Raw genomic sequence first — 22040 nt, 5'->3', positions numbered from 1 at the left:
TCAGCCCCGGTTTTCGCAAAAAACCGGGGCGTTCCCCTTTCGGCCTACCCAAATTTCGAGGTGACTAAATGAACCAGGAACTGACAAACAACCCGTTCAACCCCGTTGCGCCGACCCAGACCTTTGATGAGATCAGAGTGTCGCTGGCGTCGCCGGAGCGTATCCTGTCGTGGTCCTACGGCGAGATCAAGAAGCCTGAGACCATTAACTACCGTACGTTCAAGCCTGAGCGGGACGGCCTGTTCTGCGCGCGTATCTTTGGCCCGATCAAAGATTACGAATGCCTATGCGGCAAGTACAAGCGCATGAAGTATCGCGGCGTCGTCTGCGAGAAATGCGGCGTTGAAGTCACGCTGCAAAAGGTCCGCCGCGAGCGGATGGGCCATATTGAGCTGGCCGCGCCCTGCGCTCACATCTGGTTTCTGAAGTCGCTGCCGTCGCGCATTGGCCTCATGCTGGATATGACACTGCGCGATCTGGAGCGGGTTCTGTACTTTGAGAACTACGTTGTGATTGAGCCGGGCCTGACTGACCTGACCTATGGCCAGATGCTGTCCGAAGAAGAATTCATGGACGCACAAGACGCCTATGGCCTCGACGCGTTCACGGCCAACATCGGCGCAGAAGCGATCCGCGATATGCTCGCCCAGATCGATCTGGAGTCCGAGGCTGAAAACCTGCGCGCCGATCTGGCCGAGGCCACTGGCGAGCTGAAGCCAAAGAAGATCATCAAGCGTCTGAAAGTGGTCGAGTCGTTCCTTGAGTCCGGCAACCGTCCTGAGTGGATGGTCATGACCGTCATTCCGGTTATCCCGCCAGAACTGCGCCCACTGGTGCCGCTGGATGGGGGCCGTTTTGCGACGTCCGACCTGAACGACCTTTATCGCCGGGTGATCAACCGCAACAACCGCCTCAAGCGCCTGATTGAATTGCGCGCGCCCGATATCATCGTGCGTAACGAAAAGCGGATGTTGCAGGAATCCGTCGACGCGCTGTTCGATAACGGCCGCCGTGGCCGCGTCATCACTGGCGCAAACAAGCGCCCGCTGAAATCGCTGTCTGACATGCTAAAAGGCAAGCAGGGCCGCTTCCGCCAGAACCTTTTGGGCAAGCGGGTCGACTTCTCTGGTCGCTCCGTTATCGTGACAGGGCCTGAGCTGAAGCTGCACCAGTGCGGCCTTCCAAAGAAGATGGCGCTAGAGCTGTTCAAGCCGTTCATCTACTCGCGGCTTGAGGCGAAGGGGCTTAGCTCCACCGTCAAGCAAGCGAAGAAGCTGGTCGAAAAAGAGCGCCCCGAGGTGTGGGACATTCTGGATGAGGTGATCCGCGAGCATCCTGTGATGCTGAACCGGGCGCCGACGTTGCACCGTCTGGGCATCCAAGCGTTTGAGCCGATCCTCGTCGAAGGCAAGGCTATTCAGCTGCATCCTCTGGTCTGCTCAGCCTTCAACGCCGACTTTGACGGCGACCAGATGGCCGTACACGTGCCTCTCAGCCTTGAGGCGCAGCTTGAGTGCCGCGTTTTGATGATGTCGACGAACAACGTTCTGTCGCCAGCCAACGGCGCGCCTATCATCGTGCCGTCGCAGGATATGATCCTTGGCCTCTACTACACCACGCTAGAGCGGTCGGGCATGAAGGGCGAGGGCATGAAGTTCTCGTCGATCGACGAGGTGCAGCACGCACTGGATAATGGCGACGTCCATCTGCATGCCCGCATCACCGCGCGGGTTGCGCAGATCGACGACGAGGGCAATCAGGTGTTCGAGCGGGTCGAGACGACACCGGGCCGCGTTCGCTTGGGTGCACTTTTGCCCAAAAACTCTAAGGCGCCATTTTCGCTGGTCAACCGTCTGCTGCGCAAGAAAGAAGTGCAGCAGGTCATCGACACCGTCTACCGCTATTGCGGTCAGAAAGAGTCGGTCATCTTCTGCGATCAGATCATGACGATGGGCTTCCGCGAGGCGTTCAAGGCGGGCATTTCGTTCGGCAAGGACGACATGGTAATCCCCGATAGCAAGTGGACGATCGTCGGCGAGACGCGCGATCAGGTCAAAGGCTTTGAGCAGCAATATATGGACGGCCTGATCACTCAGGGCGAAAAGTATAACAAGGTGGTCGATGCCTGGTCGAAGTGTAACGATCAGGTCACCGACGCGATGATGAGCACCATTTCGACCTCCAAGGTCGATGAAAATGGCGTCGAGGCTGAGCCAAACTCAGTCTATATGATGGCTCACTCCGGTGCGCGTGGCTCCGTCACGCAGATGAAGCAGTTGGGCGGTATGCGTGGCCTGATGGCCAAGCCGAACGGCGATATCATCGAGACGCCGATCATCTCGAACTTCAAGGAAGGTCTGACCGTTCTTGAATACTTCAACTCGACGCACGGGGCCCGTAAGGGTCTGTCGGATACCGCCCTGAAAACGGCGAACTCTGGCTACCTGACCCGCCGCCTCGTTGACGTCGCGCAGGATTGCATCGTGCGCCAGCATGATTGCGGAACTGAGCGCGCGATCACGACCGAGGCTGCCGTCAATGATGGTGAGGTCGTATCGTCCATCGGCGAGCGTTTGCTGGGTCGCGTCGCGGCTGAGGATATCGTGCGCCCTGGCACCGAGGAGGTTCTTGTCAAAGAAGGCCAGCTGATCGACGAGGTGACAGCCGATGCCGTCGAGGAGGCCGCTGTTCAAACAGCGCGCATCCGTAGCCCGCTGACTTGCGAGGCCGACGATGGTGTCTGCGCCATGTGCTACGGGCGCGATCTGGCCCGCGGTACAATGGTGAACCAAGGCGAAGCTGTCGGCATCATTGCCGCGCAGTCGATTGGTGAGCCTGGCACGCAGCTGACGATGCGGACGTTCCACATCGGCGGTGTTGCGCAGGGTGGCCAACAATCGTTCCTCGAGGCCAGCCAGTCGGGCAAGATCGTCTTTGACGGTGAGCAGACGCTGGAGAATTCATTGGGCGAGACGCTGGTTATGGGCCGCAACATGAAGCTGCTCATCATTGGCGAGGGTGATGTCGAACTGGCCAGCCACAAGCTGGGCTACGGCACCAAGCTGCACGTCAAGGCGGGCGACGAGATTGCCCGTGGCGACAAGCTGTTTGAGTGGGATCCCTATACTCTTCCAATGATCGCAGAAAAGTCGGGCACGGCCAAGTTCGTCGACCTCGTGACCGGCGTTGCCGTCCGCGACGAGACGGACGACGCCACCGGCATGACGCAAAAGATCGTGATGGACTGGCGCGCGGCCCCCAAGGGTAACGAGCTGAAGCCAGAGATCTTTATCGTGGATGCGGACGGCGAGCCGATGCGCAACGATGCGGGCAACCCGGTAACATACACTATGTCCGTGGATGCTATCCTCAGCATCGAAGAAGGTGATGAGGTCAAGATGGGTGACGTCGTCGCGCGTATTCCGCGCGAGGGTGCCAAGACCAAGGACATCACCGGTGGTCTGCCGCGTGTGGCCGAACTCTTTGAGGCGCGCCGCCCCAAGGATCACGCCATCATCGCGGAAATCGACGGCTATGTGCGCTACGGCAAGGACTACAAGAACAAGCGCCGCATCTCGATCGAGTCCTCCGAGGACCCGGATCACAAGGTCGAGTACATGGTGCCCAAGGGCAAGCACATCCCGGTGCAAGAAGGCGACTTCGTGCAAAAGGGCGACTACATCATGGACGGCAACCCAGCGCCGCATGACATCCTTGCCATCATGGGTGTCGAAGCGTTGGCCAACTACATGATCGACGAAGTGCAGGACGTCTATCGACTGCAGGGCGTGAAGATCAACGACAAGCATATCGAAGTGATCGTGCGCCAAATGCTGCAGAAGTGGGAAATCCAGGATAGCGGACAGACCACCTTGTTAAAGGGCGAGCATGTGGACAAGGCGGAGTTCGACGCCGCAAACGAGAAGGCGCTGGCCAAGAACGTTCGTCCCGCGCAAGGCGAGCCGATCCTGTTGGGTATTACCAAGGCGTCGCTGCAAACTCGCAGCTTTATCTCGGCGGCATCCTTCCAGGAGACGACGCGCGTGCTGACCGAAGCATCGGTTCAGGGCAAGCGGGATAAGCTGGTCGGTCTGAAGGAAAACGTCATCGTGGGCCGCCTGATCCCGGCGGGCACCGGCGGCGCAACGCAGGACATGCGCAAGATCGCAGCCACCCGCGACAACGTCGTGATCGAAGCACGTCGCGAGGAGGCCGAAGCGGCCGCTGCGCTGGCTGCTCCGGTCGTGGAAGAGGCGGATATCGCGTCAGATGCGGCCAACAACGCGGCCGAGTAAACCGCAGCACTAACTACCTGTCAGGGCCTCGCAGCAATGCGGGGCCCTGATGCATTTCAGTGCTACATCTTCTTCTTAAAGACCTAGTGTCCATCGAGGTGAGGGGCATGTAACCGGGACGGTCGCCCCATCCCCATTACGCTGAAGGGCATCACACATTGCTCTTGCGCGGCGCGCACGAGACTGCACAGATGCCGTTATGAAATTTTCAGAAAATACAATTGGCGCGATGCTGATGATCGCGTCTATGGCGGCCTATACGGTGAACGATGCGCTGTTAAAGTCGCTTTCGGGAGCTGTACCGCTCTTTCAGGTTATTTTTCTGCGGGGCTGCATCACGACGCTGGCTGTCGCGATTATCGCGTGGCGTGTAGGCGCATTTTCCAAGCGTGTGTCGCGCCAAGATACTGGTGCGATTTGCCTAAGGGTGCTGGGCGAGATCTTTGGCACTTATTTCTTTCTAACCGCGCTCTACCACATGCCGCTCGCGAATGTGACGGCAATTCTCCAGTCGCTGCCGCTCGCCATTACGCTGGCTGCTGCGTTCGTGCTGCGCGAGAGTGTGGGATGGCGCCGCATGGGGGCAGTTCTCGCTGGGTTCATCGGCATATTGCTGATCGTGCGGCCGGGGGCCGAGGGCTTCGACATTTATGCACTTTACGGCCTGGCCGCAGTCCTGTGCATCACATTGCGCGATCTGGCGACGCGCAAGTTGAGCCGGGACACTTCATCTATGCTCGTCACATTTGTAACATCGTTTTCGGTCATGTCGGTGTTCGGGTTGGCCAGTCTGGGCGGCGAGTGGGAGACGCTGAATGGCGCGCATTGGTGGACGATATTTGCGGCGTCGATCCTGATAATCGCGGGTTATCTGACATCTATTGCGGTTGTGCGCGTTGGGGACATCAGCTTTACCGCGCCATTTCGCTATACTGCGATCCTCTGGGCGCTGGCGCTGGGGTGGTTCGTGTTCGGCGACTGGCCCGCGCCCATCGTGCTATTGGGCGCCGGAATTGTTGTGGCCAGTGGGGTCTTTACGCTTTATCGCGAGGCCCTTCTGGGCCGGAGAAAACGGCCCGTACATGTTCTTCGTCCACGTTAAATCGGGCCCTAAAGATATGGCGCTGCGCATCCGATAGCGGTTTGAGGCGGCGAGGGCGAAACTTGGCTTCGCTGTCGTTGTCGGTGTGTTTTGCGCGGATATACATGGGCGGGCGGGGATGGATGATCGACGGCATGACGTGATGCAACTTGTGATGGCCAAAATTCATGATTGTTTTGTCATCGCCCTCGCTGAAATACACCCCGAGGCCGCACGGCCAGAACGCTGTGATAACATCCTCGGCTAAAATACCATCTTTGGACAACGTCGCCGAATACCCGGTGTTGAATTCGATCGCAACACGCGGCTCGCGGCGGCGCAGCCGTGCAGATCGGCGCGCAACGTTTCGGGCCAGCTCGACAAAATCGACGCCCATTGCGTCATCGTCATCCAGCCGAAATTGCAGGCTCTCAGGGCGGCCCTCGCCCAGTTCGTCTTGGATCGTCTGCTGCAAGGCTAGGCGATGCTTCAACGGCGCGCGTTCGACGATCTTGATCTGCGGCACTGGCGCGCAGAGGTCATGCAGTTTGGCGCGCCACGGCTCTGGCATATTCTGGCCGATGACCACGAGGAGTGTAAAATCGGGATCGGTCTGCGCGCGAACGGACGGCAGCGCCAGCGTCTCAAAATGGGCGAAACGCAGGGCCATGCGCTTGGAGCCGTAAAGATACGCCTCACGCTCGGCCACGGTGTCGTGCATCCGTTTGAATCCGCCGAGGGCCGGATAGGAGAAGCGGCAAACGCCGATAATGCGCATAGATGTCCCCTATCTAAAGAGCGCGCGGATATTGTCCGCGTCGATGTTATATGTCCGGCGAAAGGCCGCCTCGCCAGTTGCATCGAGTAGAGGCAAGCGCACGGGTTTGATCCCGTCCTTTTGTCGCGAATCGTTGAACTTATTATGGCCGCGAACATACATGTCTTCGCCGGGCAGGGTGATAACGGGCATCACGCGGCCCAACTTTGCATGGCTGAAATTCATAATGCCGCGCGAGGCGCCGGGCGCCACGGCCATTCCCAGCGCGGGGGTCCACAGGGTCTCAACCGTGTGCTTGGCGTGAATACCCTTGGGGCCGATGCGGGCAATATGCCCCTGATTGAAGTCGATACCAATATATCGGTGTTTCGCTAGCATTCCCCCCAAGTCGGCTGCCGCCTCGCGCATGCGCTGCACAAAAGTGACGGCGACGGCGTCGTCATCATCCATGCGAAACTGAAGCGAGGGCAGGGGCCTGTCGTCGCGCACCTGATTGATGACCTCGCGCATCACTTGCCTGTGCCGACCTGTCGCGCGCGGAACAACGATGGCCTGTGGCATGTCCTCTGTCAGGTCCAGCAACCTTTCCAGCAGTGCCTCAGGCATCGTATCGCCCACCACGATGGCAAGGGTGAAGTCGGGGTCGGTCTGCGCCCTTAGCGGGGGCAGGGTGAGCGCGGTGAACGTGGCAAAGCGTTCCTCCATTCGCACGGGATCATAGAGGAACGCGGCGCGCGCCTCTGGCGTCTCATGTTCGACCTGGAAGCCGCCCAATGCAGGGTACGAAAACCGGCAAAGGCCGATGACCTGCATCTTGGGGGTACTCATTATGTTTGCGATCCTGCCATAAGCTGCGCTTTGTGCGACGATGGCAGGGGATCTGCCCCAAGACAAGGCGCGCCCTTCGCGATAGCATGACGGGCAACTGCAACCCGGTGGAGAACTGCGATGAGCGAAACGCTTAAAATGGACTATATTGAATTCTATGCCCCGGATCTGGAGGGGGAGCAGGCATTTTTTGACAGCGCATTTGGCTGGGATTTTGTGCCCTATGGGCCGGACTACCGCGACATCAAAGAGGCGGGCGTTGGCGGCGGCATAGAGCGATCCGACCATGCGGCGCCGCTGATCGTGCTAAAGGCCGAGGATCTCGACGCGGCGCTGGGACAGGTCCGCGCAGCGGGGGCGGAAATTACGCGCGAAATCTTCGACTTTCCGGGTGGGAGGCGGTTTGAGTTCCGTAGCCCCGGCGGTACGCGGATGGCTGTCTGGACGACGTTAGAGGATTGACGTAAGGCAAGGCGGAGGCGCCATGCCAGATGGACTGCCGATGCCTCTGGTGGACCTGTTGACAACCCCCGCGACTCCTTTTATACGCGCCTCATCCGGCTTGGGGGTCGCCCTGTTTGCCGATATCAGAACTGAAGTGGTCAAGATCCGGGCGCCCGCCGTCCCGATCCTCTGGAAACTCGCCGCGTCCGCACCAGCAAGGGTTGCGATCGCGGTTGTTGCCTATTGCGGACGCGTAACGGGCATGGATTAACCGCATGGGTAAGACCCATGTACACACATGTGTTGAGAGACGGGGAAATTACCGGAATGCCAACGATCCAACAGCTTATTCGCAAACCGCGGAAGCCAAAAGTAAAAGCGCAGAAGTCGCAGCACCTTCAGGGTTGCCCGCAAAAGCGCGGCGTCTGCACGCGCGTCTATACAACAACACCCAAGAAGCCGAACTCGGCCATGCGGAAGGTCGCCAAAGTGCGCCTGACCAACGGCTTTGAGGTCATCAGCTACATTCCGGGTGAGAGCCACAACCTGCAGGAGCACTCGGTGGTCCTGATCCGCGGCGGTCGTGTAAAAGACCTTCCGGGTGTTCGCTACCACATCTTGCGCGGCGTTCTGGACACCCAAGGTGTCAAGGATCGTAAGCAGCGCCGTTCGAAATATGGCGCCAAGCGCCCGAAGTAAGAGGATTACCAGATGTCCCGTCGTCACGCCGCCGAAAAGCGCGAAGTCCTTCCCGATGCCAAGTATGGCGACCGGGTTCTGACAAAGTTCATGAACAACCTGATGGTCGATGGCAAGAAGTCCGCCGCCGAGCGTATCGTCTATAACGCGATGACTCGCGTTGAAGACAAGGTTAAGCGCGCCCCGATCGAGATCTTTCACGAGGCGCTCGAGCTGATCAAACCATCCGTTGAGGTGCGTTCGCGCCGCGTCGGTGGTGCCACATACCAGGTTCCCGTCGAAGTGCGCCCCGAGCGCCGTGAAGCGCTGGCGATCCGTTGGTTGATCAATGCCAGCCGCTCGCGCAACGAAAACACCATGGAAGAGCGCCTTGCAGGCGAGCTTATGGATGCCGTCAACAGCCGCGGCAGCGCCGTCAAAAAGCGCGAAGACACACACAAGATGGCCGAGGCTAACAAAGCCTTCAGCCATTATCGTTGGTAATACAGATACTCTGAGGATGCAGCCCAATGGCACGCGACTACGCTCTCGAACGCTACCGTAATTTCGGCATTATGGCCCATATCGATGCAGGTAAGACCACCTGCAGCGAGCGGATCCTGTTCTACACTGGCAAATCCCACAACTTGGGTGAGGTGCATGACGGTGCCGCAACGATGGACTGGATGGAGCAGGAGCAGGAGCGTGGCATCACGATCACCTCGGCTGCGACCACCACGTTCTGGCAGCGCCAAAACGATCCGACCCAAGAAGGCACGTCCGACACCAAGTATCGGATGAACATCATCGACACGCCCGGCCACGTTGACTTCACTATCGAAGTCGAGCGTTCATTGGCCGTGCTTGACGGTGCGGTTGCGGTGCTTGATGCCAACGCGGGTGTCGAGCCCCAGACCGAGACTGTCTGGCGCCAGGCCGACCGCTACAAGGTGCCCCGTATCGTTTTCGTCAACAAGATGGACAAGATCGGCGCCGACTTCTTTAACTGCGTCAAGATGGTTAAGGATCGCACTGGTGCGATTGCTGCACCGATCCAGATTCCAATCGGGTCCGAGACGGAGCTGGAAGGCCTCGTTGATCTGGTCACCATGGAAGAGTGGGTCTGGGCTGGCGAAGACTTGGGCGCGAACTGGACACGTGGTCCGATCCGCGAAAGCCTCAAGGATCTTGCCGACGAGTGGCGCGCCCACCTGATCGAAGTCGCCGTCGAAATGGACGACGACGCGATGGAAGGGTATCTGGAAGGCAAAGAGCCCGATGAGGCCACTCTGCGCAAGCTGATCCGCAAGGGTACGCTGTCGCTGAGCTTTGTTCCCGTTCTGTGTGGTTCGGCCTTTAAGAACAAGGGTGTACAGCCATTGCTGAACGCCGTTGTCGACTATCTGCCTAGCCCGTTGGACGTTGTCGATTACATGGGCTTCAGCCCCGATGACGAGACCGAAGAGCGTAACATCCCGCGCCGTGCGGACGATTCAATGCCGTTCTCAGGCCTCGCGTTCAAAATCATGAACGACCCGTTCGTTGGCTCGCTGACGTTCACGCGGATTTATTCGGGCGTGATCAAGAAGGGCGACACCGTCCAGAATACGACCAAGGGCAAAAAAGAGCGCATCGGCCGTATGATGATGATGCACTCGATCCAGCGCGAAGAGATCGAAGAGGCATTTGCCGGCGACATCATCGCGCTTGCTGGTCTTAAGGATACGACAACTGGCGACACGTTGAGCGACATCAAAAGCCAGGTTGTTCTGGAAACGATGACCTTCCCCGATCCGGTCATTGAAATCGCGGTCGAGCCCAAGACCAAGGGCGACCAAGAAAAGATGTCGGCTGGCCTTGCACGTCTGGCAGCAGAAGATCCATCTTTCCGCGTCGAAACCGATATTGAATCGGGCCAGACCATCATGAAGGGCATGGGCGAATTGCACCTCGACATTCTGGTCGACCGTCTGCGCCGCGAATTCAAGGTCGACGCCAATATTGGCGCGCCCCAGGTCGCGTATCGCGAGACAATCGGTCACGAGGTTGAACATACTTACACCCACAAGAAGCAGTCGGGTGGTTCGGGTCAGTTCGCTGAGGTCAAGTTGATCATTTCGCCAACAGAGGCCGGAGAAGGCTTCTCGTTCGAGAGCAAGATTGTCGGTGGTTCGGTGCCCAAGGAATACATTCCCGGCGTCGAGAAGGGCATCCGCTCGGTCATGGATAGCGGCCCGCTTGCCGGTTTCCCGGTCATCGACTTCAAGGTCATGCTGATAGATGGCAAGTTCCACGACGTTGACTCCAGCGTTATGGCGTTCGAGATCGCAGCCCGCATGGGTATGCGCGAAGGTCTGCGCAAAGCTGGCGCCAAGCTGCTTGAGCCAGTGATGAAGGTCGAAGTGATTACGCCCGAGGACTATACGGGCGGCATCATCGGCGATCTGACTTCACGTCGCGGTCAAATCTCGGGTCAGGAAAATCGCGGTAATGCTATCGCGATCGACTGCACCGTGCCGCTGGCAAATATGTTCGGCTATATCAACACGCTGCGGTCCATGTCGTCTGGCCGCGCCCAGTTCACGATGCAATTCTCGCATTACGAGCCGGTTCCGAGCAACATCTCGGAAGAGATCCAGTCCAAATACGCCTAAACCGGGTGGCGGGGAATATCCCCGCCCTACCCAAACTGTAGGGTGGGCAACACGCCCATCACCTGACTTGTAAAAAGAGGAGCCATATCATGGGCAAGGAAAAGTTTGACCGTAGCAAACCGCACGTGAACATCGGGACCATTGGTCACGTTGACCACGGCAAGACCACGCTGACGGCCGCAATCACCAAATACTTCGGCGATTTCAAGGCGTATGACCAAATTGACGGCGCGCCCGAAGAAAAAGCTCGCGGCATCACCATCTCGACGGCCCACGTCGAGTATGAAACAGACGCGCGTCACTATGCGCACGTCGATTGCCCCGGCCACGCTGACTACGTTAAGAACATGATCACCGGTGCCGCCCAAATGGACGGCGCGATTCTGGTCGTGAACGCCGCTGACGGCCCCATGCCACAGACGCGCGAGCACATCCTGCTGGGCCGCCAGGTGGGTATCCCCTACATGGTCGTCTACATGAACAAGGTTGATCAGGTCGACGACGACGAACTGCTTGAACTGGTCGAGATGGAAATCCGCGAGCTGCTGAGCAAGTACGACTATCCTGGCGACGACATCCCCGTCATCCCCGGCTCGGCTCTGCACGCGATGAACGGCACACAGCCCGAAATCGGCGAAGAGTCGATCCGCAAGTTGATGGCCGCTGTCGACGAGTATATCCCGACACCCGAGCGCGCCATCGATCAGCCGTTCCTGATGCCGGTCGAGGACGTGTTCTCGATCTCTGGCCGTGGTACTGTTGTCACGGGCCGTATCGAGCGCGGTGTTATCAACGTTGGCGACGAGATTGAAATCGTCGGTCTCAAAGACACCAAGAAAACGACCTGCACGGGCGTGGAAATGTTCCGCAAGCTGCTGGATCGTGGTGAGGCGGGCGACAACATCGGCGCGCTTTTGCGTGGTATCGACCGCGAAGGTGTTGAGCGTGGTCAGGTTCTGTGCAAGCCGAAGTCGGTTATGCCCCACACCAAGTTCGAGGCCGAGGCGTATATCCTGAACAAGGAAGAGGGTGGCCGTCATACGCCGTTCTTTGCCAACTACCGTCCTCAGTTCTACTTCCGGACTACAGACGTGACTGGCACGGTTGTGCTGCCCGAGGGCACGGAAATGGTGATGCCTGGTGATAACCTGCGCTTCAGCGTCGAGCTGATTGCACCGATCGCCATGGAAGAAGGCCTGCGTTTCGCTATTCGCGAAGGTGGCCGTACTGTCGGCGCTGGTGTGGTTTCGAAAATCACCGAGTAACTACGACTAATAAGTACTCCGGGCGGGCTGCATAGCCCGCCCCAAGGGTTCGAAGAGGGAGTTCGGATGGTCCGACCTCCCTCCTATCAACTCCAATGCCGCGAAAGGCTAAATACATGTCCAGCCAGAACATTCGCATTCGGCTTAAGGCGTTCGATTACCGCGTACTGGATGCCAGCACGCAGGAAATCGTCAACACCGCGAAGCGCACGGGCGCAGACGTCCGTGGCCCGATTCCGTTGCCGAACAAGATTGAAAAATTCACCGTTTTGCGTGGCCCCCACGTAAACAAGAAATCCCGCGATCAATGGGAAATCCGCACGCACAAACGCCTGCTGGATATCGTTGATCCGACTCCGCAGACTGTGGACGCGCTGATGAAGCTCGACCTGGCTGCCGGTGTCGACGTGCAGATTTCGGTCTAAGGGAGGGCAAAGAGTATGTTGCGCTCTGGCGTTATCGCAAAGAAGATGGGCATGACCCGTCTTTTCATGGAAGACGGACGGCAGGTGCCTGTCACCGTTCTTCAATTGGACAAACTTCAGGTCGTCGCGCAGCGTACGGCCGATAGCCACGGCTATTCTGCTGTTCAGCTGGGCGCAGGCTCGGCCAAGGTTAAGCGGACCTCCAAGGCAATGCGCGGCCACTTCGCCGCCGCCAACGTGGAGCCCAAGCGCAAGATCGCGGAATTCCGCGTTGCGCCTGAGAACCTGATCGCTGTTGGTGAGGAAATCACTGCCAACCATTACTTTGAGGGCCAGTTCGTAGACGTCTGCGGCACCTCTATCGGTAAAGGTTTTCAGGGCGCTATGAAGCGTCACAACTTCAAGGGTCTGGAAATGACCCACGGTGTTTCTATCAGCCACCGTTCGCATGGCTCCACTGGCCAGTGCCAGGATCCGGGCAAAGTCTTCAAAGGTAAGAAGATGGCCGGTCACATGGGTGCCGCGCGTATCACCACGCAGAACCTGCAGGTGATCAAAACGGACGCAGATCGTGGACTGATCATGGTCAAAGGCGCTGTTCCCGGCTCCAAAGGTGGCTGGGTGACGATCAAGGACGCGGTGAAAAAGCCGTTCCCCGAGAACGCAATTATGCCCGCCGCGTTGAAATCTGACGCAGAAGCCGCAGCCAAGGCCGCCGATGATGCAGCCGCAGCCGCAGCAGCCGAGGAGGCCGAAGCAGCAAAGGCAGCCGCCGAGTTGCAGGCATCTCAGGAAGCGTCAGCCGAGAAAGAGGCCGAGGCCGAGATCGCAGCTGACAAGGCAGAGGCCGGCGACCAGAGCGAGACTCTGGACGAGACCAAGAAGGATGATGACGCATGAAAATCGACATGATCAAATTGGACGGCAGCAAGGCCGGCTCGGTCGATCTGGGCGAAGACATCTTCGACCTGGACCCTCGCGCCGACATCCTGCACCGCGTCGTCCGCTGGCAGCGTAACAAGGCGCAGGCCGGTACGCACAAGGTCAAGACACGGTCCGAAGTCAGCTACTCGACCAAGAAGATCTATCGCCAAAAGGGCACCGGTGGCGCACGCCACGGTGCACGCTCGGCGCCGATTTTTCGGAAGGGTGGTATCTACAAGGGCCCGACACCGCGCAGCCATGCGCATGACCTGCCCAAGAAGGTCCGCGCACTTGGTCTGAAGCACGCCCTGAGCGCCAAGGCGCGCGCAGGCGAGTTGGTGATCATCGAGGATTTCGGCACAGTGTCGAAGACTTCCGCACTGGCCAAGCAGATCAAGGATCTGGGCTGGAAGCGCGCGCTGATCATCGACGGCACCGAGGTCAACGCCGACTTCGTCAAGGCCGCGCGCAACATCGACGGTCTGGACGTCCTGCCGACGATGGGCGCAAACGTCTATGATATCCTCAAGCGTGACACGCTCGTGATCACCAAGGCGGGTATCGAAGCACTGGAGGCTCGACTGAAATGAGCAAGTCAGAAATGAAAGCGAAGCCCGAGCATTACGACGTGGTGCGCAAGCCCGTCGTGACCGAAAAGGCCACCATGGCGTCCGAGAATGGCGCAGTGGTGTTCGAGGTCGCAATCGGAAGCAACAAGCCGCAGATCAAGGAGGCCGTTGAGGCACTCTTTGGCGTCAAGGTAAAGGCCGTGAACACGACCATCACCAAAGGCAAGGCCAAGCGTTTCCGCGGCCGTCTGGGCAAGCGCGCCGACGTCAAGAAGGCGTATGTGACGCTGGAAGAAGGCAACACAATCGACGTGACCACCGGTCTCTGAGGTCAGGTTGGCTTGAAGGTTTAGGAACCCCGGCTGTGGTGGCCGGGGTTTTCGTTTGCAAGATTGTTTAATGTCTCTACGCTATCATTCTAGTCAAATTGGGCTTGGGTGAGATTATGCATAACGCGACGACCTTTGGGTTGCAGGCCCGTGCGTATGCGTCAGCGCGTCCCACTTACCCGAACGATCTTTTTGATTGGATCGCCGATCGCGCGCCCTGCAAGAAAATCGCGTGGGATGTTGGGACTTGAACAGGGCAAGCGGCGTTTTCTCTGACTAAGAGTTTTTCGCACGTGCACGCTACGGACATCGATCCGGCGCAATTGGCTAAAGCTCCCTCAGACTCTAAAGTGACATTTGCAACAGCACCCGCAGATCAATCCGGTCTCGGGGATAACTTGGTCGGAGCGATAACAGTAGCAACAGCGCTGCACTGGTTCGACCATGCCAAGTTCTGGGCGGAAGTCAGCCGTGTGGCATGCAATGGCGCGATATTGTGTGCTTGGACTTATCATCGAGCGGATGCGCGTGACGATACACAGACCGCGCTGCTTGACCCTATGAATGCAGTTCTGGAACCTTACTGGTCTGACGCTAATCGATTAAGCTGGCGGGGCTATTCAGCGAATGAATTAGATATGCCGTTTCAAGAACTTGAGACTCCGGAATTTAAATGTGAACTGAACTGGCGTCCCTCGCAAATTGCAGCATATGTGCAGTCTTGGTCAGCTTACAGAAAAGCGGCAGTTGATGGACACGCCGGTGCCTTGGCGGCCATTGAGTTAGAGGCATTATCGAGCCTCAAGGATGAGCCTCAGAAATTTACTCTCCCACTACATATTTTGGCGGCTCGCGTCGGATAGAGATCGTTGTGCATACCAAGTGTAACTTGCTGACAGAAACTATGCGTATAAAATTGTCAACACCTGCCCAAATAGCGCGCGCAGCGCGCCGGGCGAGCGCCTGACCGGCCCGCGGTCTGGCGCTTTGGCGGTCGGGCGCTGCCCAATGAAGGGTGGAGGGACTTGGCGGGGATAGAGCGCTTCGCCGCAGCGTTGCAGCGCCAGCCCCCGGTCAGGCGCCCGCCCGGCATATGTAGCGCTTATGCGGGGCAGGGGTCCGGCACCCCGAAATCCTTCATCATCCACTTGACCCTACCGCGCGCAGACCATACACGACCCTATCAACGCAGCCCCGGATTCGTCCGGGGCTTCGTTTTCGTCTTGAATGACGATATAGCCGGGGACCTTCGGGGCCCTATACCCATGGTGGGCAAGTCCCACCCTACATAGGCGGAACACACATCCGCCGTTTGCTAAACGGAAGACAGGAAGCATGGCACTCAAGTCGTATAAGCCAACGACGCCGGGCCAGCGCGGGCTGGTGCTGATCGACCGTTCGGAGCTGTATAAAGGACGTCCCGTCAAATCCCTCACTGAGGGTTTGTCGAAATCGGGCGGCCGGAACAACACCGGACGTATCACATCGCGTCGTCGCGGGGGTGGGGCCAAACGCCTCTACCGGATCGTTGATTTCAAACGTAACAAATTCGATATGGCGGCCACCGTCGAGCGGATCGAATATGACCCGAACCGGACCGCATTCATCGCTCTCGTCAAGTATGACGATGGCGAGCAGACCTATATCCTGGCGCCTCAGCGTCTTGCGATTGGTGACAAGATCTATTCCGGCACCAAGGTCGACATCAAGCCCGGCAACTGCATGCCGTTCTCGGGCATGCCCATCGGTACGATCATCCACAATATCGAGATGAAGCCGGGCAAGGGCGGCCAGATCGCACGCGCGGCAGGCACCTATGCTCAGTTCGTTGGCCGTGATGGTGGCTACGCTCAGATCCGTCTCAGCTCGGGCGAGCTGCGTCTGGTCCGCCAAGAGTGCAAGGCGACGGTTGGCGCGGTTTCAAACCCCGACAACTCGAACCAGAACTACGGTAAGGCCGGCCGCATGCGTCACAAGGGCGTTCGCCCATCTGTGCGCGGTGTCGTCATGAACCCGGTCGATCACCCGCATGGTGGTGGTGAAGGCCGGACATCTGGCGGTCGTCACCCGGTAACCCCATGGGGCAAGCCGACCAAAGGCTACCGTACCCGCAATAAGAACAAGGCGTCGCAGAAGCTGATCATCCGCTCGCGTCACGCCAAGAAGAAGGGCCGCTAAGATATGGCACGTTCTGTATGGAAAGGCCCCTTTGTCGACGCCTACGTCCTGAAAAAGGCCGAAGCGTCGCGTGAGGGCGGTCGTAACGAAGTCATCAAGATATGGTCGCGCCGCTCGACGATCCTGCCCCAGTTCGTGGGCTTGACGTTTGGCGTCTACAACGGTCGCAAGCATATCCCTGTCAACGTCAGCGAAGACATGATCGGTCAGAAGTTCGGTGAGTATTCACCGACACGGACCTATACCGGTCACTCCGCCGACAAAAAAGCGAAGCGGAAGTAAGTCATGGGCAAGGAAAAGAACCCCCGCCGCGTGGCCGATAACGAAGCCCGGTCCAAACTCCGGATGCTTCGCACCAGCCCGCAGAAACTGAACCTTTTGGCACAGCTGATCCGTGGCAAGAAGGTGGACAAGGCCCTCACAGAGCTCACGTTCTCGCAAAAGCGGATCGCGGACGATGTGCGCAAGTGCCTGCAGTCTGCCATCGCCAACGCCGAGAATAACCACAATCTCGACGTGGACGAGTTAGTTGTGGCCGAGGCCTATGTCGGCAAGAACCTGGTCATGAAGCGCGGTCGCCCGCGTGCTCGCGGCCGGTTTGGCGCGCTGCGCAAGCCGTTCTCGGAAATCACGATCATTGTGCGTCAAGTCGAGGAGCAAGCCTGATGGGTAATAAAGTAAATCCGATTGGCATGCGCCTGCAGATCAACCGTACTTGGGACAGCCGCTGGTATGCGGACACCAAAGATTACGGTAATCTGCTGCTCGAAGATCTGGCCATGCGCGAGTTCATCAAGACCGAGTGCAAGCAGGCCGGCGTAAGCCGGGTGATCATCGAGCGCCCGCACAAAAAGTGCCGCGTTACTGTTCATACAGCGCGCCCCGGCGTCATCATCGGCAAGAAAGGCGCAGACATCGAAACCCTGCGCAAGAAGCTGGCGGCGATGACGGCAAGCGAGCTGCACCTGAACATCGTCGAAGTGCGCAAGCCCGAGTTGGATGCTGCGCTGGTGGGTGAGAGCATCGCCCAGCAGTTGGAGCGCCGGGTCAGCTTTCGCCGTGCGATGAAACGTGCTGTGCAAAACGCCATGCGTATGGGTGCCCTTGGCATCCGTGTGAACCTCGCCGGCCGCCTTGGCGGCGCCGAGATCGCCCGGACCGAATGGTACCGCGAGGGCCGCGTGCCCCTGCATACGCTGCGGGCCGATATCGATTACGCGCATGTCGAGGCACTGACTGCCTACGGCATTATCGGGATCAAGACCTGGATCTTCAAAGGTGAGATCATGGATCACGACCCGTCCGCGCGTGACCGGAAGGCTCAGGAACTTCAGGACGGTCCGGCACCTCGCGGTGCTGGTGGCCGTCGCTAAGGGGGAATGACAGATGCTACAACCAAAACGCACTAAATTCCGCAAGCAGTTCAAAGGCCGCATCAAGGGTGAGGCCAAAGGTGGCTCTGACCTGAACTTCGGCTCCTTCGGATTGAAGGCGACTCAGCCCGAGCGTGTGACAGCACGTCAGATCGAGGCGGCTCGCCGCGCGATGACACGTCACATGAAGCGTCAGGGCCGTGTCTGGATCCGGATTTTCCCGGACGTGCCAGTTACGTCCAAGCCTACCGAAGTCCGCATGGGTAAAGGTAAAGGCTCGGTCGATTATTGGGCCGCACGGGTCAAGCCGGGCCGGATCATGTTCGAGCTTGACGGCGTCAGCGAAGAAATCGCGGTCGAGGCCCTGCGCCTTGCGGCGATGAAGCTGCCGATCAAGACACGGGTCGTCACGCGCGAAGACTGGTAACAGCGTTTCGGCGCAGCCGATTGCACAGCAATGTGCGAGCTGGACCAACGCTAGAGATTGAGAAAAGCCCCCGCTGAGAAATCAGCGGGGGCTTTATTTTTGAGAGGATTCAATGAGAATAACTTTAGCCAACGCAGGCTGTGGGCGAAGGCGCGATTCAAGCAAAAGAATCCTCGAAGTGGCGTAATTCGTGATGATACGTGATTTATGCTTATTCGCATGTCCACGCCAAGCGGGACATTTTTGTAGCACAGAATAGAAAGGACTTTCAGACACATTCTGTGAAGTTATCAGAACTCGATATGACTTCCATTAAGAGCCCTGATGAGATCGTAGCTTATCTGACTTCGCTGAAATTGCTCTAAATGTGGAGGGCACTCACCCCCACCCGTAATTAAAGCTAACGCTTATCCGGTCGTCTTCTGACATGTTCATCGGCACCTCGTGCCGCAGCCACGACTCCCACAGCAGCACTTCGCCGGCCTCGGGCGTGACATAGGAGAACGTTCGCAACTCGTCCCGCGCGTCCTTCACCCTTGCGGGTGCCGCCATCATCATGGGCAAGCGAGGGTCTTCGAATTTAATCGCGCTGGTGCCTTCGGGCATGGTGACGTAGGTCGTACCGGATACTACCGAATGTGGATGGATATGCGATGAGTGCGTGCCGCCTTCGGGCAGGATATTGATCCAGAGGCTGTCCAGTTTCAGCTTCTTGCCACCCAGATCGAACTGTAGGTCATCAGCAAACGCTGCGACATGCTTGTCCAAAACCTTCACCAGATCGCGAAAGATTGGGAAGCGGTAGGGCAGGTCGTCGAGTGATGCATAGCTGGTGTAACCGGCATAGCTGTTTTCCTCGCACCATGTCTGGCCGGCCTCGTCGTCTTCGGCGATGGACCAGCAGGAGGCCTCCAGCTCGGATGGGTCAAGGGGTTTGCCCAGCTCACGCAGATGCGCGCGGTAAAGGCGGGTGACAAAGAGCGAGGATATATTTGACATGGCCGCGTCATAGCGTAGCGCGCCGCGCGTGGCGAGAGAGGATCGAAGCCCGCGTCAGGCCTGCATCAGGTCGATGCGGTCCGGGGTGATGTATGTAGGCACGCTTCTCGGGCGCGTCCGTGATCCCGGACCTTTAGCCCAGCGACCGGCGCCGCTGACCTAAGGGGTTGCGCCCATGAGCCAACAGCCCTATACGCGCCAGATCACAAGGATCTCCACCGGAATCAGGGTGACCTAATGTATCGGACCATTTGATACATGCGGGCCCTCCAGTGATGTTGAAAGGAATACGGCGATGGACGCCAAGGAACTACGTGAAAAGACACCCGACCAGCTGCGCGAAGAGCTGGCGAACCTGAAAAAGGCACAGTTTAACCTGCGCTTTCAGGCCGCCACTGGCCAGTTGGAAAACGCATCGCAGATGCGCGTTGCACGTCGCAGCGCCGCCCGCGTGCTGACCATTCTCAACGAGAAAGCCGCAGCTGCGGCAGCAGAATAAGGAGCCTGCAAGATGCCCAAACGTATCCTCTCCGGCACCGTGACCAGCGACGCCAACGCGCAGACCATCTCGGTTTCGGTCGAACGCCGCTTCAAGCATCCGGTTCTGCAAAAGACGATTCGGAAGTCCAAGAAATATCGCGCCCACGACGAGAACAATACGTTCAAGGTGGGTGACAAGGTGCGCATCATCGAATGCCCGCCACGTTCCAAGACGAAACGCTGGGAGGTTCTGCCGGCGTAAGCCTGCAGAGCATCCAGTTCAATCGAAACCCCGGGGCAAGGGCCGCATCGCCCCCCGGTAGGTCGGGAGTAATCAAATGATCCAGATGCAGACAAACCTGGATGTTGCTGACAATAGCGGCGCTCGCCGTGTTCAGTGCATTAAGGTTCTGGGTGGTTCCAAGCGTAGATACGCATCCGTCGGCGACATCATTGTCGTCTCGGTCAAGGAAGCCATCCCACGCGGCCGCGTGAAGAAAGGTGACGTCCGTAAGGCTGTCGTCGTTCGCACGGCCAAGGAAGTGCGCCGCGAAGACGGCACCGCCATCCGCTTTGACCGCAACGCCGCCGTGATCCTGAACAACGCAGGTGAGCCGGTCGGTACGCGGATCTTTGGCCCGGTGGTCCGCGAATTGCGCGCCAAGAAGTTCATGAAAATCATCTCGCTCGCCCCGGAGGTGCTGTGATATGGCTGCCAAACTGAAAAAGGGCGACAAAGTCGTCATGCTCGCTGGCAAGGATAAGGGCAAAGAGGGCACGATCGCCTCCGTTGATCCCAAGGCCGGAAAGGCCGTCGTCGATGGCGTGAACATGGCGATCCGCCACACACGCCAGAGCCAGACCGCACAGGGCGGACGCCTGCCCAAAGCGATGCCCATCGACCTCAGCAACATTGCGCTGCTGGATGCCAAGGGCAAGCCGACCCGCGTCGGGTTTGACGTTAAGGACGGCAAGAAAGTGCGTATCGCCAAAACCACGGGGGATGTGATCGATGCTTGATACAGTTGACTATACCCCGCGTCTGCGCACGCAGTTCGACAGCGAGATCAAGGCAAAGCTGAAAGAAGAGTTCGGCTATACCAACGACATGCAGATCCCGCGTCTGGACAAGATTGTCCTGAACATCGGCTGCGGTGCCGAGGCCGTCCGCGACAGCAAGAAGGCCAAGTCGGCTCAGGATGACCTGACAACGATTGCTGGTCAGAAGGCCGTCGTAACCAAAGCCAAGGTTTCCATCGCCGGTTTCCGCGTTCGCGAGGACATGCCGCTGGGGACCAAGGTCACCCTGCGCGGTGCCCGCATGTATGACTTCCTCGACCGTCTAGTCACGGTCGCGATGCCCCGGATCCGCGACTTTCGCGGCGTTTCGGGCAAATCCTTTGATGGCAACGGCAACTATGCGTTCGGCATCAAGGAACACATCGTTTTCCCCGAGATCGAGTACGACAAAATCGACGAGGCTTGGGGCATGGACGTAATCATCGCAACCACGGCGAAGACCGACGCTGAAGCCAAGGCGCTGTTGAAGCATTTCAACATGCCCTTCAACAGCTGAAGCAGCGGGAGAGAGAGTTATGGCTAAGAAAGCAATGATCGAGCGCGAGAAGAAGCGCCAGAAGTTGGTCGACAAGTTTGCGGCAAAGCGTGCCGCGCTCAAGGAGATCATCCAAGACGAGAGCAAGCCGATGGAGGAGCGCTTCCGCGCAACTTTGAAGCTGGCGGATCTGCCCCGCAATAGCAGTGCAACACGTCTGCACAACCGCTGCCAACTGACGGGCCGTCCGCATGCGTATTATCGCAAGCTCAAAGTGTCGCGTATCGCGCTGCGGGAACTGGGCCAAGCCGGCCTGGCACCTGGCCTCGTGAAATCCAGCTGGTAAGGGAGATTTGATATGAATGATCCTATCGGCGATATGCTCACACGGATCCGCAACGCATCCATGCGCGGCAAATCCACAGTGATCACCCCAGCCTCTAAAATGCGCGAGCGTGTGCTCGGTGTTTTGGCAGACGAAGGGTACATTCGCGGCTTTGAAGCTGCGACTGGCAAGGATGGCCACCCGGCTATCGAGATCAGCCTGAAATACTTCGATGGCACCCCTGTCATTCGCGAAATGAAGCGGGTTTCCAAGCCCGGTCGTCGCGTCTACCTGGGCGTCAAGGACATCCCGTCGGTCCGTCAGGGCTTGGGCGTGTCGATTGTCTCCACCCCCAAGGGTGTGATGTCGGATGCAAGCGCGCGCAGCCAGAATGTTGGCGGCGAAGTGCTCTGCACCGTATTCTAAGGAGGCC

Annotated in this window: 27 protein-coding genes and 1 pseudogene; 25 read left to right on the top strand and 3 right to left on the bottom strand. The window is 58.5% G+C overall.

Annotated elements, in window-relative coordinates; translation table 11 throughout:
• Positions 1-68 precede the first annotated feature (68 nt).
• Both rpoC and MK6180000_RS09805 read left to right on the top strand, forming a co-directional pair.
• On the top strand, positions 69-4295 hold the full coding sequence (gene rpoC, locus MK6180000_RS09810) for a DNA-directed RNA polymerase subunit beta' (protein WP_138934567.1): 4227 nt from the start codon (positions 69-71) through the stop codon (positions 4293-4295).
• Positions 4296-4494: 199 nt separating this feature from the next.
• Positions 4495-5397, top strand: coding sequence for a DMT family transporter (locus tag MK6180000_RS09805; RefSeq protein ID WP_138934566.1), 903 nt, complete (start codon positions 4495-4497; stop codon positions 5395-5397).
• Here MK6180000_RS09805 and MK6180000_RS09800 read toward each other — a convergent pair.
• Positions 5330-6154 carry a putative rhamnosyl transferase gene (locus MK6180000_RS09800; RefSeq protein ID WP_138934565.1) on the bottom strand — a complete coding sequence of 275 codons (825 nt, stop codon included), beginning with the start codon at positions 6152-6154 and terminating at the stop codon, positions 5330-5332. The two genes, MK6180000_RS09805 and MK6180000_RS09800, sit on opposite strands and share 68 nt — an antisense overlap.
• A gap of 9 nt (positions 6155-6163) precedes the next feature.
• Entirely contained in the window at positions 6164-6982 is an 819-nt protein-coding gene (locus MK6180000_RS09795) for a putative rhamnosyl transferase (RefSeq protein WP_246040478.1), read from the bottom strand.
• Between the two features lie 120 nt (positions 6983-7102).
• Here MK6180000_RS09795 and MK6180000_RS09790 point away from each other — a divergent pair, with 120 nt between their 5' ends.
• The 16 genes and pseudogenes from MK6180000_RS09790 (at position 7103) to rplP (ending at position 18248) form a co-directional block, all read left to right on the top strand.
• Complete coding sequence (locus MK6180000_RS09790; protein WP_138934564.1) at positions 7103-7444, top strand: VOC family protein; 342 nt, start codon at positions 7103-7105, stop codon at positions 7442-7444.
• A gap of 22 nt (positions 7445-7466) precedes the next feature.
• Positions 7467-7697: a hypothetical protein gene (locus MK6180000_RS09785; protein ID WP_138934563.1), complete on the top strand. Its 231-nt coding sequence runs from the start codon at positions 7467-7469 to the stop codon at positions 7695-7697.
• Between the two features lie 56 nt (positions 7698-7753).
• Positions 7754-8125: a 30S ribosomal protein S12 gene (gene rpsL / locus MK6180000_RS09780; protein WP_138936437.1), complete on the top strand. Its 372-nt coding sequence runs from the start codon at positions 7754-7756 to the stop codon at positions 8123-8125.
• 12 nt (positions 8126-8137) lie between these two features.
• Positions 8138-8608, top strand: a complete 471-nt coding sequence (gene rpsG / locus MK6180000_RS09775) for a 30S ribosomal protein S7 (protein ID WP_138934562.1) — start codon at positions 8138-8140, stop codon at positions 8606-8608.
• A 26-nt stretch (positions 8609-8634) separates the two neighbouring features.
• On the top strand, positions 8635-10758 hold the full coding sequence (gene fusA / locus MK6180000_RS09770) for an elongation factor G (protein WP_138934561.1): 2124 nt from the start codon (positions 8635-8637) through the stop codon (positions 10756-10758).
• Positions 10759-10847: 89 nt separating this feature from the next.
• Positions 10848-12023 (top strand): elongation factor Tu, encoded by a 1176-nt coding sequence (tuf, locus tag MK6180000_RS09765; protein WP_138934560.1) that lies wholly within the window; start codon positions 10848-10850, stop codon positions 12021-12023.
• Between the two features lie 116 nt (positions 12024-12139).
• Positions 12140-12448: a 30S ribosomal protein S10 gene (gene rpsJ / locus MK6180000_RS09760; protein ID WP_138934559.1), complete on the top strand. Its 309-nt coding sequence runs from the start codon at positions 12140-12142 to the stop codon at positions 12446-12448.
• A 15-nt stretch (positions 12449-12463) separates the two neighbouring features.
• Positions 12464-13348: a 50S ribosomal protein L3 gene (gene rplC, locus MK6180000_RS09755; RefSeq protein WP_138934558.1), complete on the top strand. Its 885-nt coding sequence runs from the start codon at positions 12464-12466 to the stop codon at positions 13346-13348.
• The gene (rplD, locus tag MK6180000_RS09750) at positions 13345-13962 is read left to right on the top strand and encodes a 50S ribosomal protein L4 (protein WP_138934557.1); all 618 of its coding nucleotides are present in this window, start codon (positions 13345-13347) and stop codon (positions 13960-13962) included. The genes rplC and rplD overlap by 4 nt, the downstream gene beginning before the upstream one ends.
• Before the next feature lie 11 nt (positions 13963-13973).
• Positions 13974-14270 carry a 50S ribosomal protein L23 gene (locus MK6180000_RS09745; protein WP_138936436.1) on the top strand — a complete coding sequence of 99 codons (297 nt, stop codon included), beginning with the start codon at positions 13974-13976 and terminating at the stop codon, positions 14268-14270.
• A gap of 263 nt (positions 14271-14533) precedes the next feature.
• A pseudogene (locus MK6180000_RS09740) lies at positions 14534-15133 on the top strand (class I SAM-dependent methyltransferase); the annotation flags it as partial.
• A gap of 472 nt (positions 15134-15605) precedes the next feature.
• Positions 15606-16448, top strand: a complete 843-nt coding sequence (gene rplB, locus MK6180000_RS09735) for a 50S ribosomal protein L2 (protein WP_138934555.1) — start codon at positions 15606-15608, stop codon at positions 16446-16448.
• A gap of 3 nt (positions 16449-16451) precedes the next feature.
• Positions 16452-16730, top strand: a complete 279-nt coding sequence (gene rpsS / locus MK6180000_RS09730; RefSeq protein WP_138934554.1) for a 30S ribosomal protein S19 — start codon at positions 16452-16454, stop codon at positions 16728-16730.
• A 3-nt stretch (positions 16731-16733) separates the two neighbouring features.
• The gene (gene rplV / locus MK6180000_RS09725) at positions 16734-17114 is read left to right on the top strand and encodes a 50S ribosomal protein L22 (protein WP_138934553.1); all 381 of its coding nucleotides are present in this window, start codon (positions 16734-16736) and stop codon (positions 17112-17114) included.
• Entirely contained in the window at positions 17114-17821 is a 708-nt protein-coding gene (gene rpsC, locus MK6180000_RS09720; RefSeq protein ID WP_138934552.1) for a 30S ribosomal protein S3, read from the top strand. The genes rplV and rpsC overlap by 1 nt, the downstream gene beginning before the upstream one ends.
• A 13-nt stretch (positions 17822-17834) precedes the next feature.
• Positions 17835-18248, top strand: a complete 414-nt coding sequence (gene rplP, locus MK6180000_RS09715; protein WP_138934551.1) for a 50S ribosomal protein L16 — start codon at positions 17835-17837, stop codon at positions 18246-18248.
• Between the two features lie 378 nt (positions 18249-18626).
• Here rplP and MK6180000_RS09710 read toward each other — a convergent pair whose 3' ends face one another.
• Complete coding sequence (locus MK6180000_RS09710; RefSeq protein ID WP_138934550.1) at positions 18627-19247, bottom strand: TIGR02466 family protein; 621 nt, start codon at positions 19245-19247, stop codon at positions 18627-18629.
• Positions 19248-19542: 295 nt separating this feature from the next.
• On the opposite strand from MK6180000_RS09710, the gene rpmC reads away from it, so the two are divergent.
• The 7 genes from rpmC (at position 19543) to rpsH (ending at position 22033) form a co-directional block, all read left to right on the top strand.
• Positions 19543-19746, top strand: coding sequence for a 50S ribosomal protein L29 (rpmC, locus tag MK6180000_RS09705; protein WP_138934549.1), 204 nt, complete (start codon positions 19543-19545; stop codon positions 19744-19746).
• Between the two features lie 12 nt (positions 19747-19758).
• Positions 19759-19989 carry a 30S ribosomal protein S17 gene (gene rpsQ / locus MK6180000_RS09700; protein ID WP_138934548.1) on the top strand — a complete coding sequence of 77 codons (231 nt, stop codon included), beginning with the start codon at positions 19759-19761 and terminating at the stop codon, positions 19987-19989.
• 76 nt (positions 19990-20065) lie between these two features.
• Positions 20066-20434, top strand: a complete 369-nt coding sequence (rplN, locus tag MK6180000_RS09695) for a 50S ribosomal protein L14 (protein WP_076532302.1) — start codon at positions 20066-20068, stop codon at positions 20432-20434.
• A 1-nt stretch (position 20435) separates the two neighbouring features.
• Positions 20436-20747 (top strand): 50S ribosomal protein L24, encoded by a 312-nt coding sequence (rplX, locus tag MK6180000_RS09690; RefSeq protein WP_138934547.1) that lies wholly within the window; start codon positions 20436-20438, stop codon positions 20745-20747.
• On the top strand, positions 20740-21303 hold the full coding sequence (gene rplE / locus MK6180000_RS09685; RefSeq protein ID WP_138934546.1) for a 50S ribosomal protein L5: 564 nt from the start codon (positions 20740-20742) through the stop codon (positions 21301-21303). The genes rplX and rplE overlap by 8 nt, the downstream gene beginning before the upstream one ends.
• A 19-nt stretch (positions 21304-21322) precedes the next feature.
• Positions 21323-21628, top strand: coding sequence for a 30S ribosomal protein S14 (gene rpsN / locus MK6180000_RS09680; RefSeq protein WP_138934545.1), 306 nt, complete (start codon positions 21323-21325; stop codon positions 21626-21628).
• Between the two features lie 12 nt (positions 21629-21640).
• Positions 21641-22033 carry a 30S ribosomal protein S8 gene (rpsH, locus tag MK6180000_RS09675; protein WP_138934544.1) on the top strand — a complete coding sequence of 131 codons (393 nt, stop codon included), beginning with the start codon at positions 21641-21643 and terminating at the stop codon, positions 22031-22033.
• Positions 22034-22040: the final 7 nt, after the last annotated feature.

Origin of the sequence: Roseovarius arcticus (genome assembly GCF_006125015.1) — a bacterium.
GTDB classification, from domain to species: Bacteria; Pseudomonadota; Alphaproteobacteria; order Rhodobacterales; family Rhodobacteraceae; genus Roseovarius; species Roseovarius arcticus.
This window is presented reverse-complemented; position numbering and strand designations above follow the sequence as displayed.

Excerpts from the sequence above, each read along its gene's own strand:
- rpoC (WP_138934567.1), top strand. The coding sequence starts at position 69 with ATGAACCAGGAACTGACAAACAACCCGTTCAACCCCGTTGCGCCGACC.
- MK6180000_RS09805 (WP_138934566.1), top strand. The coding sequence starts at position 4,495 with ATGAAATTTTCAGAAAATACAATTGGCGCGATGCTGATGATCGCGTCT.
- MK6180000_RS09800 (WP_138934565.1), bottom strand. The coding sequence starts at position 6,154 with ATGCGCATTATCGGCGTTTGCCGCTTCTCCTATCCGGCCCTCGGCGGA.
- MK6180000_RS09795 (WP_246040478.1), bottom strand. The coding sequence starts at position 6,982 with ATGAGTACCCCCAAGATGCAGGTCATCGGCCTTTGCCGGTTTTCGTAC.
- MK6180000_RS09790 (WP_138934564.1), top strand. The coding sequence starts at position 7,103 with ATGAGCGAAACGCTTAAAATGGACTATATTGAATTCTATGCCCCGGAT.
- MK6180000_RS09785 (WP_138934563.1), top strand. The coding sequence starts at position 7,467 with ATGCCAGATGGACTGCCGATGCCTCTGGTGGACCTGTTGACAACCCCC.
- rpsL (WP_138936437.1), top strand. The coding sequence starts at position 7,754 with ATGCCAACGATCCAACAGCTTATTCGCAAACCGCGGAAGCCAAAAGTA.
- rpsG (WP_138934562.1), top strand. The coding sequence starts at position 8,138 with ATGTCCCGTCGTCACGCCGCCGAAAAGCGCGAAGTCCTTCCCGATGCC.
- fusA (WP_138934561.1), top strand. The coding sequence starts at position 8,635 with ATGGCACGCGACTACGCTCTCGAACGCTACCGTAATTTCGGCATTATG.
- tuf (WP_138934560.1), top strand. The coding sequence starts at position 10,848 with ATGGGCAAGGAAAAGTTTGACCGTAGCAAACCGCACGTGAACATCGGG.
- rpsJ (WP_138934559.1), top strand. The coding sequence starts at position 12,140 with ATGTCCAGCCAGAACATTCGCATTCGGCTTAAGGCGTTCGATTACCGC.
- rplC (WP_138934558.1), top strand. The coding sequence starts at position 12,464 with ATGTTGCGCTCTGGCGTTATCGCAAAGAAGATGGGCATGACCCGTCTT.
- rplD (WP_138934557.1), top strand. The coding sequence starts at position 13,345 with ATGAAAATCGACATGATCAAATTGGACGGCAGCAAGGCCGGCTCGGTC.
- MK6180000_RS09745 (WP_138936436.1), top strand. The coding sequence starts at position 13,974 with ATGAAAGCGAAGCCCGAGCATTACGACGTGGTGCGCAAGCCCGTCGTG.
- rplB (WP_138934555.1), top strand. The coding sequence starts at position 15,606 with ATGGCACTCAAGTCGTATAAGCCAACGACGCCGGGCCAGCGCGGGCTG.
- rpsS (WP_138934554.1), top strand. The coding sequence starts at position 16,452 with ATGGCACGTTCTGTATGGAAAGGCCCCTTTGTCGACGCCTACGTCCTG.
- rplV (WP_138934553.1), top strand. The coding sequence starts at position 16,734 with ATGGGCAAGGAAAAGAACCCCCGCCGCGTGGCCGATAACGAAGCCCGG.
- rpsC (WP_138934552.1), top strand. The coding sequence starts at position 17,114 with ATGGGTAATAAAGTAAATCCGATTGGCATGCGCCTGCAGATCAACCGT.
- rplP (WP_138934551.1), top strand. The coding sequence starts at position 17,835 with ATGCTACAACCAAAACGCACTAAATTCCGCAAGCAGTTCAAAGGCCGC.
- MK6180000_RS09710 (WP_138934550.1), bottom strand. The coding sequence starts at position 19,247 with ATGTCAAATATATCCTCGCTCTTTGTCACCCGCCTTTACCGCGCGCAT.
- rpmC (WP_138934549.1), top strand. The coding sequence starts at position 19,543 with ATGGACGCCAAGGAACTACGTGAAAAGACACCCGACCAGCTGCGCGAA.
- rpsQ (WP_138934548.1), top strand. The coding sequence starts at position 19,759 with ATGCCCAAACGTATCCTCTCCGGCACCGTGACCAGCGACGCCAACGCG.
- rplN (WP_076532302.1), top strand. The coding sequence starts at position 20,066 with ATGATCCAGATGCAGACAAACCTGGATGTTGCTGACAATAGCGGCGCT.
- rplX (WP_138934547.1), top strand. The coding sequence starts at position 20,436 with ATGGCTGCCAAACTGAAAAAGGGCGACAAAGTCGTCATGCTCGCTGGC.
- rplE (WP_138934546.1), top strand. The coding sequence starts at position 20,740 with ATGCTTGATACAGTTGACTATACCCCGCGTCTGCGCACGCAGTTCGAC.
- rpsN (WP_138934545.1), top strand. The coding sequence starts at position 21,323 with ATGGCTAAGAAAGCAATGATCGAGCGCGAGAAGAAGCGCCAGAAGTTG.
- rpsH (WP_138934544.1), top strand. The coding sequence starts at position 21,641 with ATGAATGATCCTATCGGCGATATGCTCACACGGATCCGCAACGCATCC.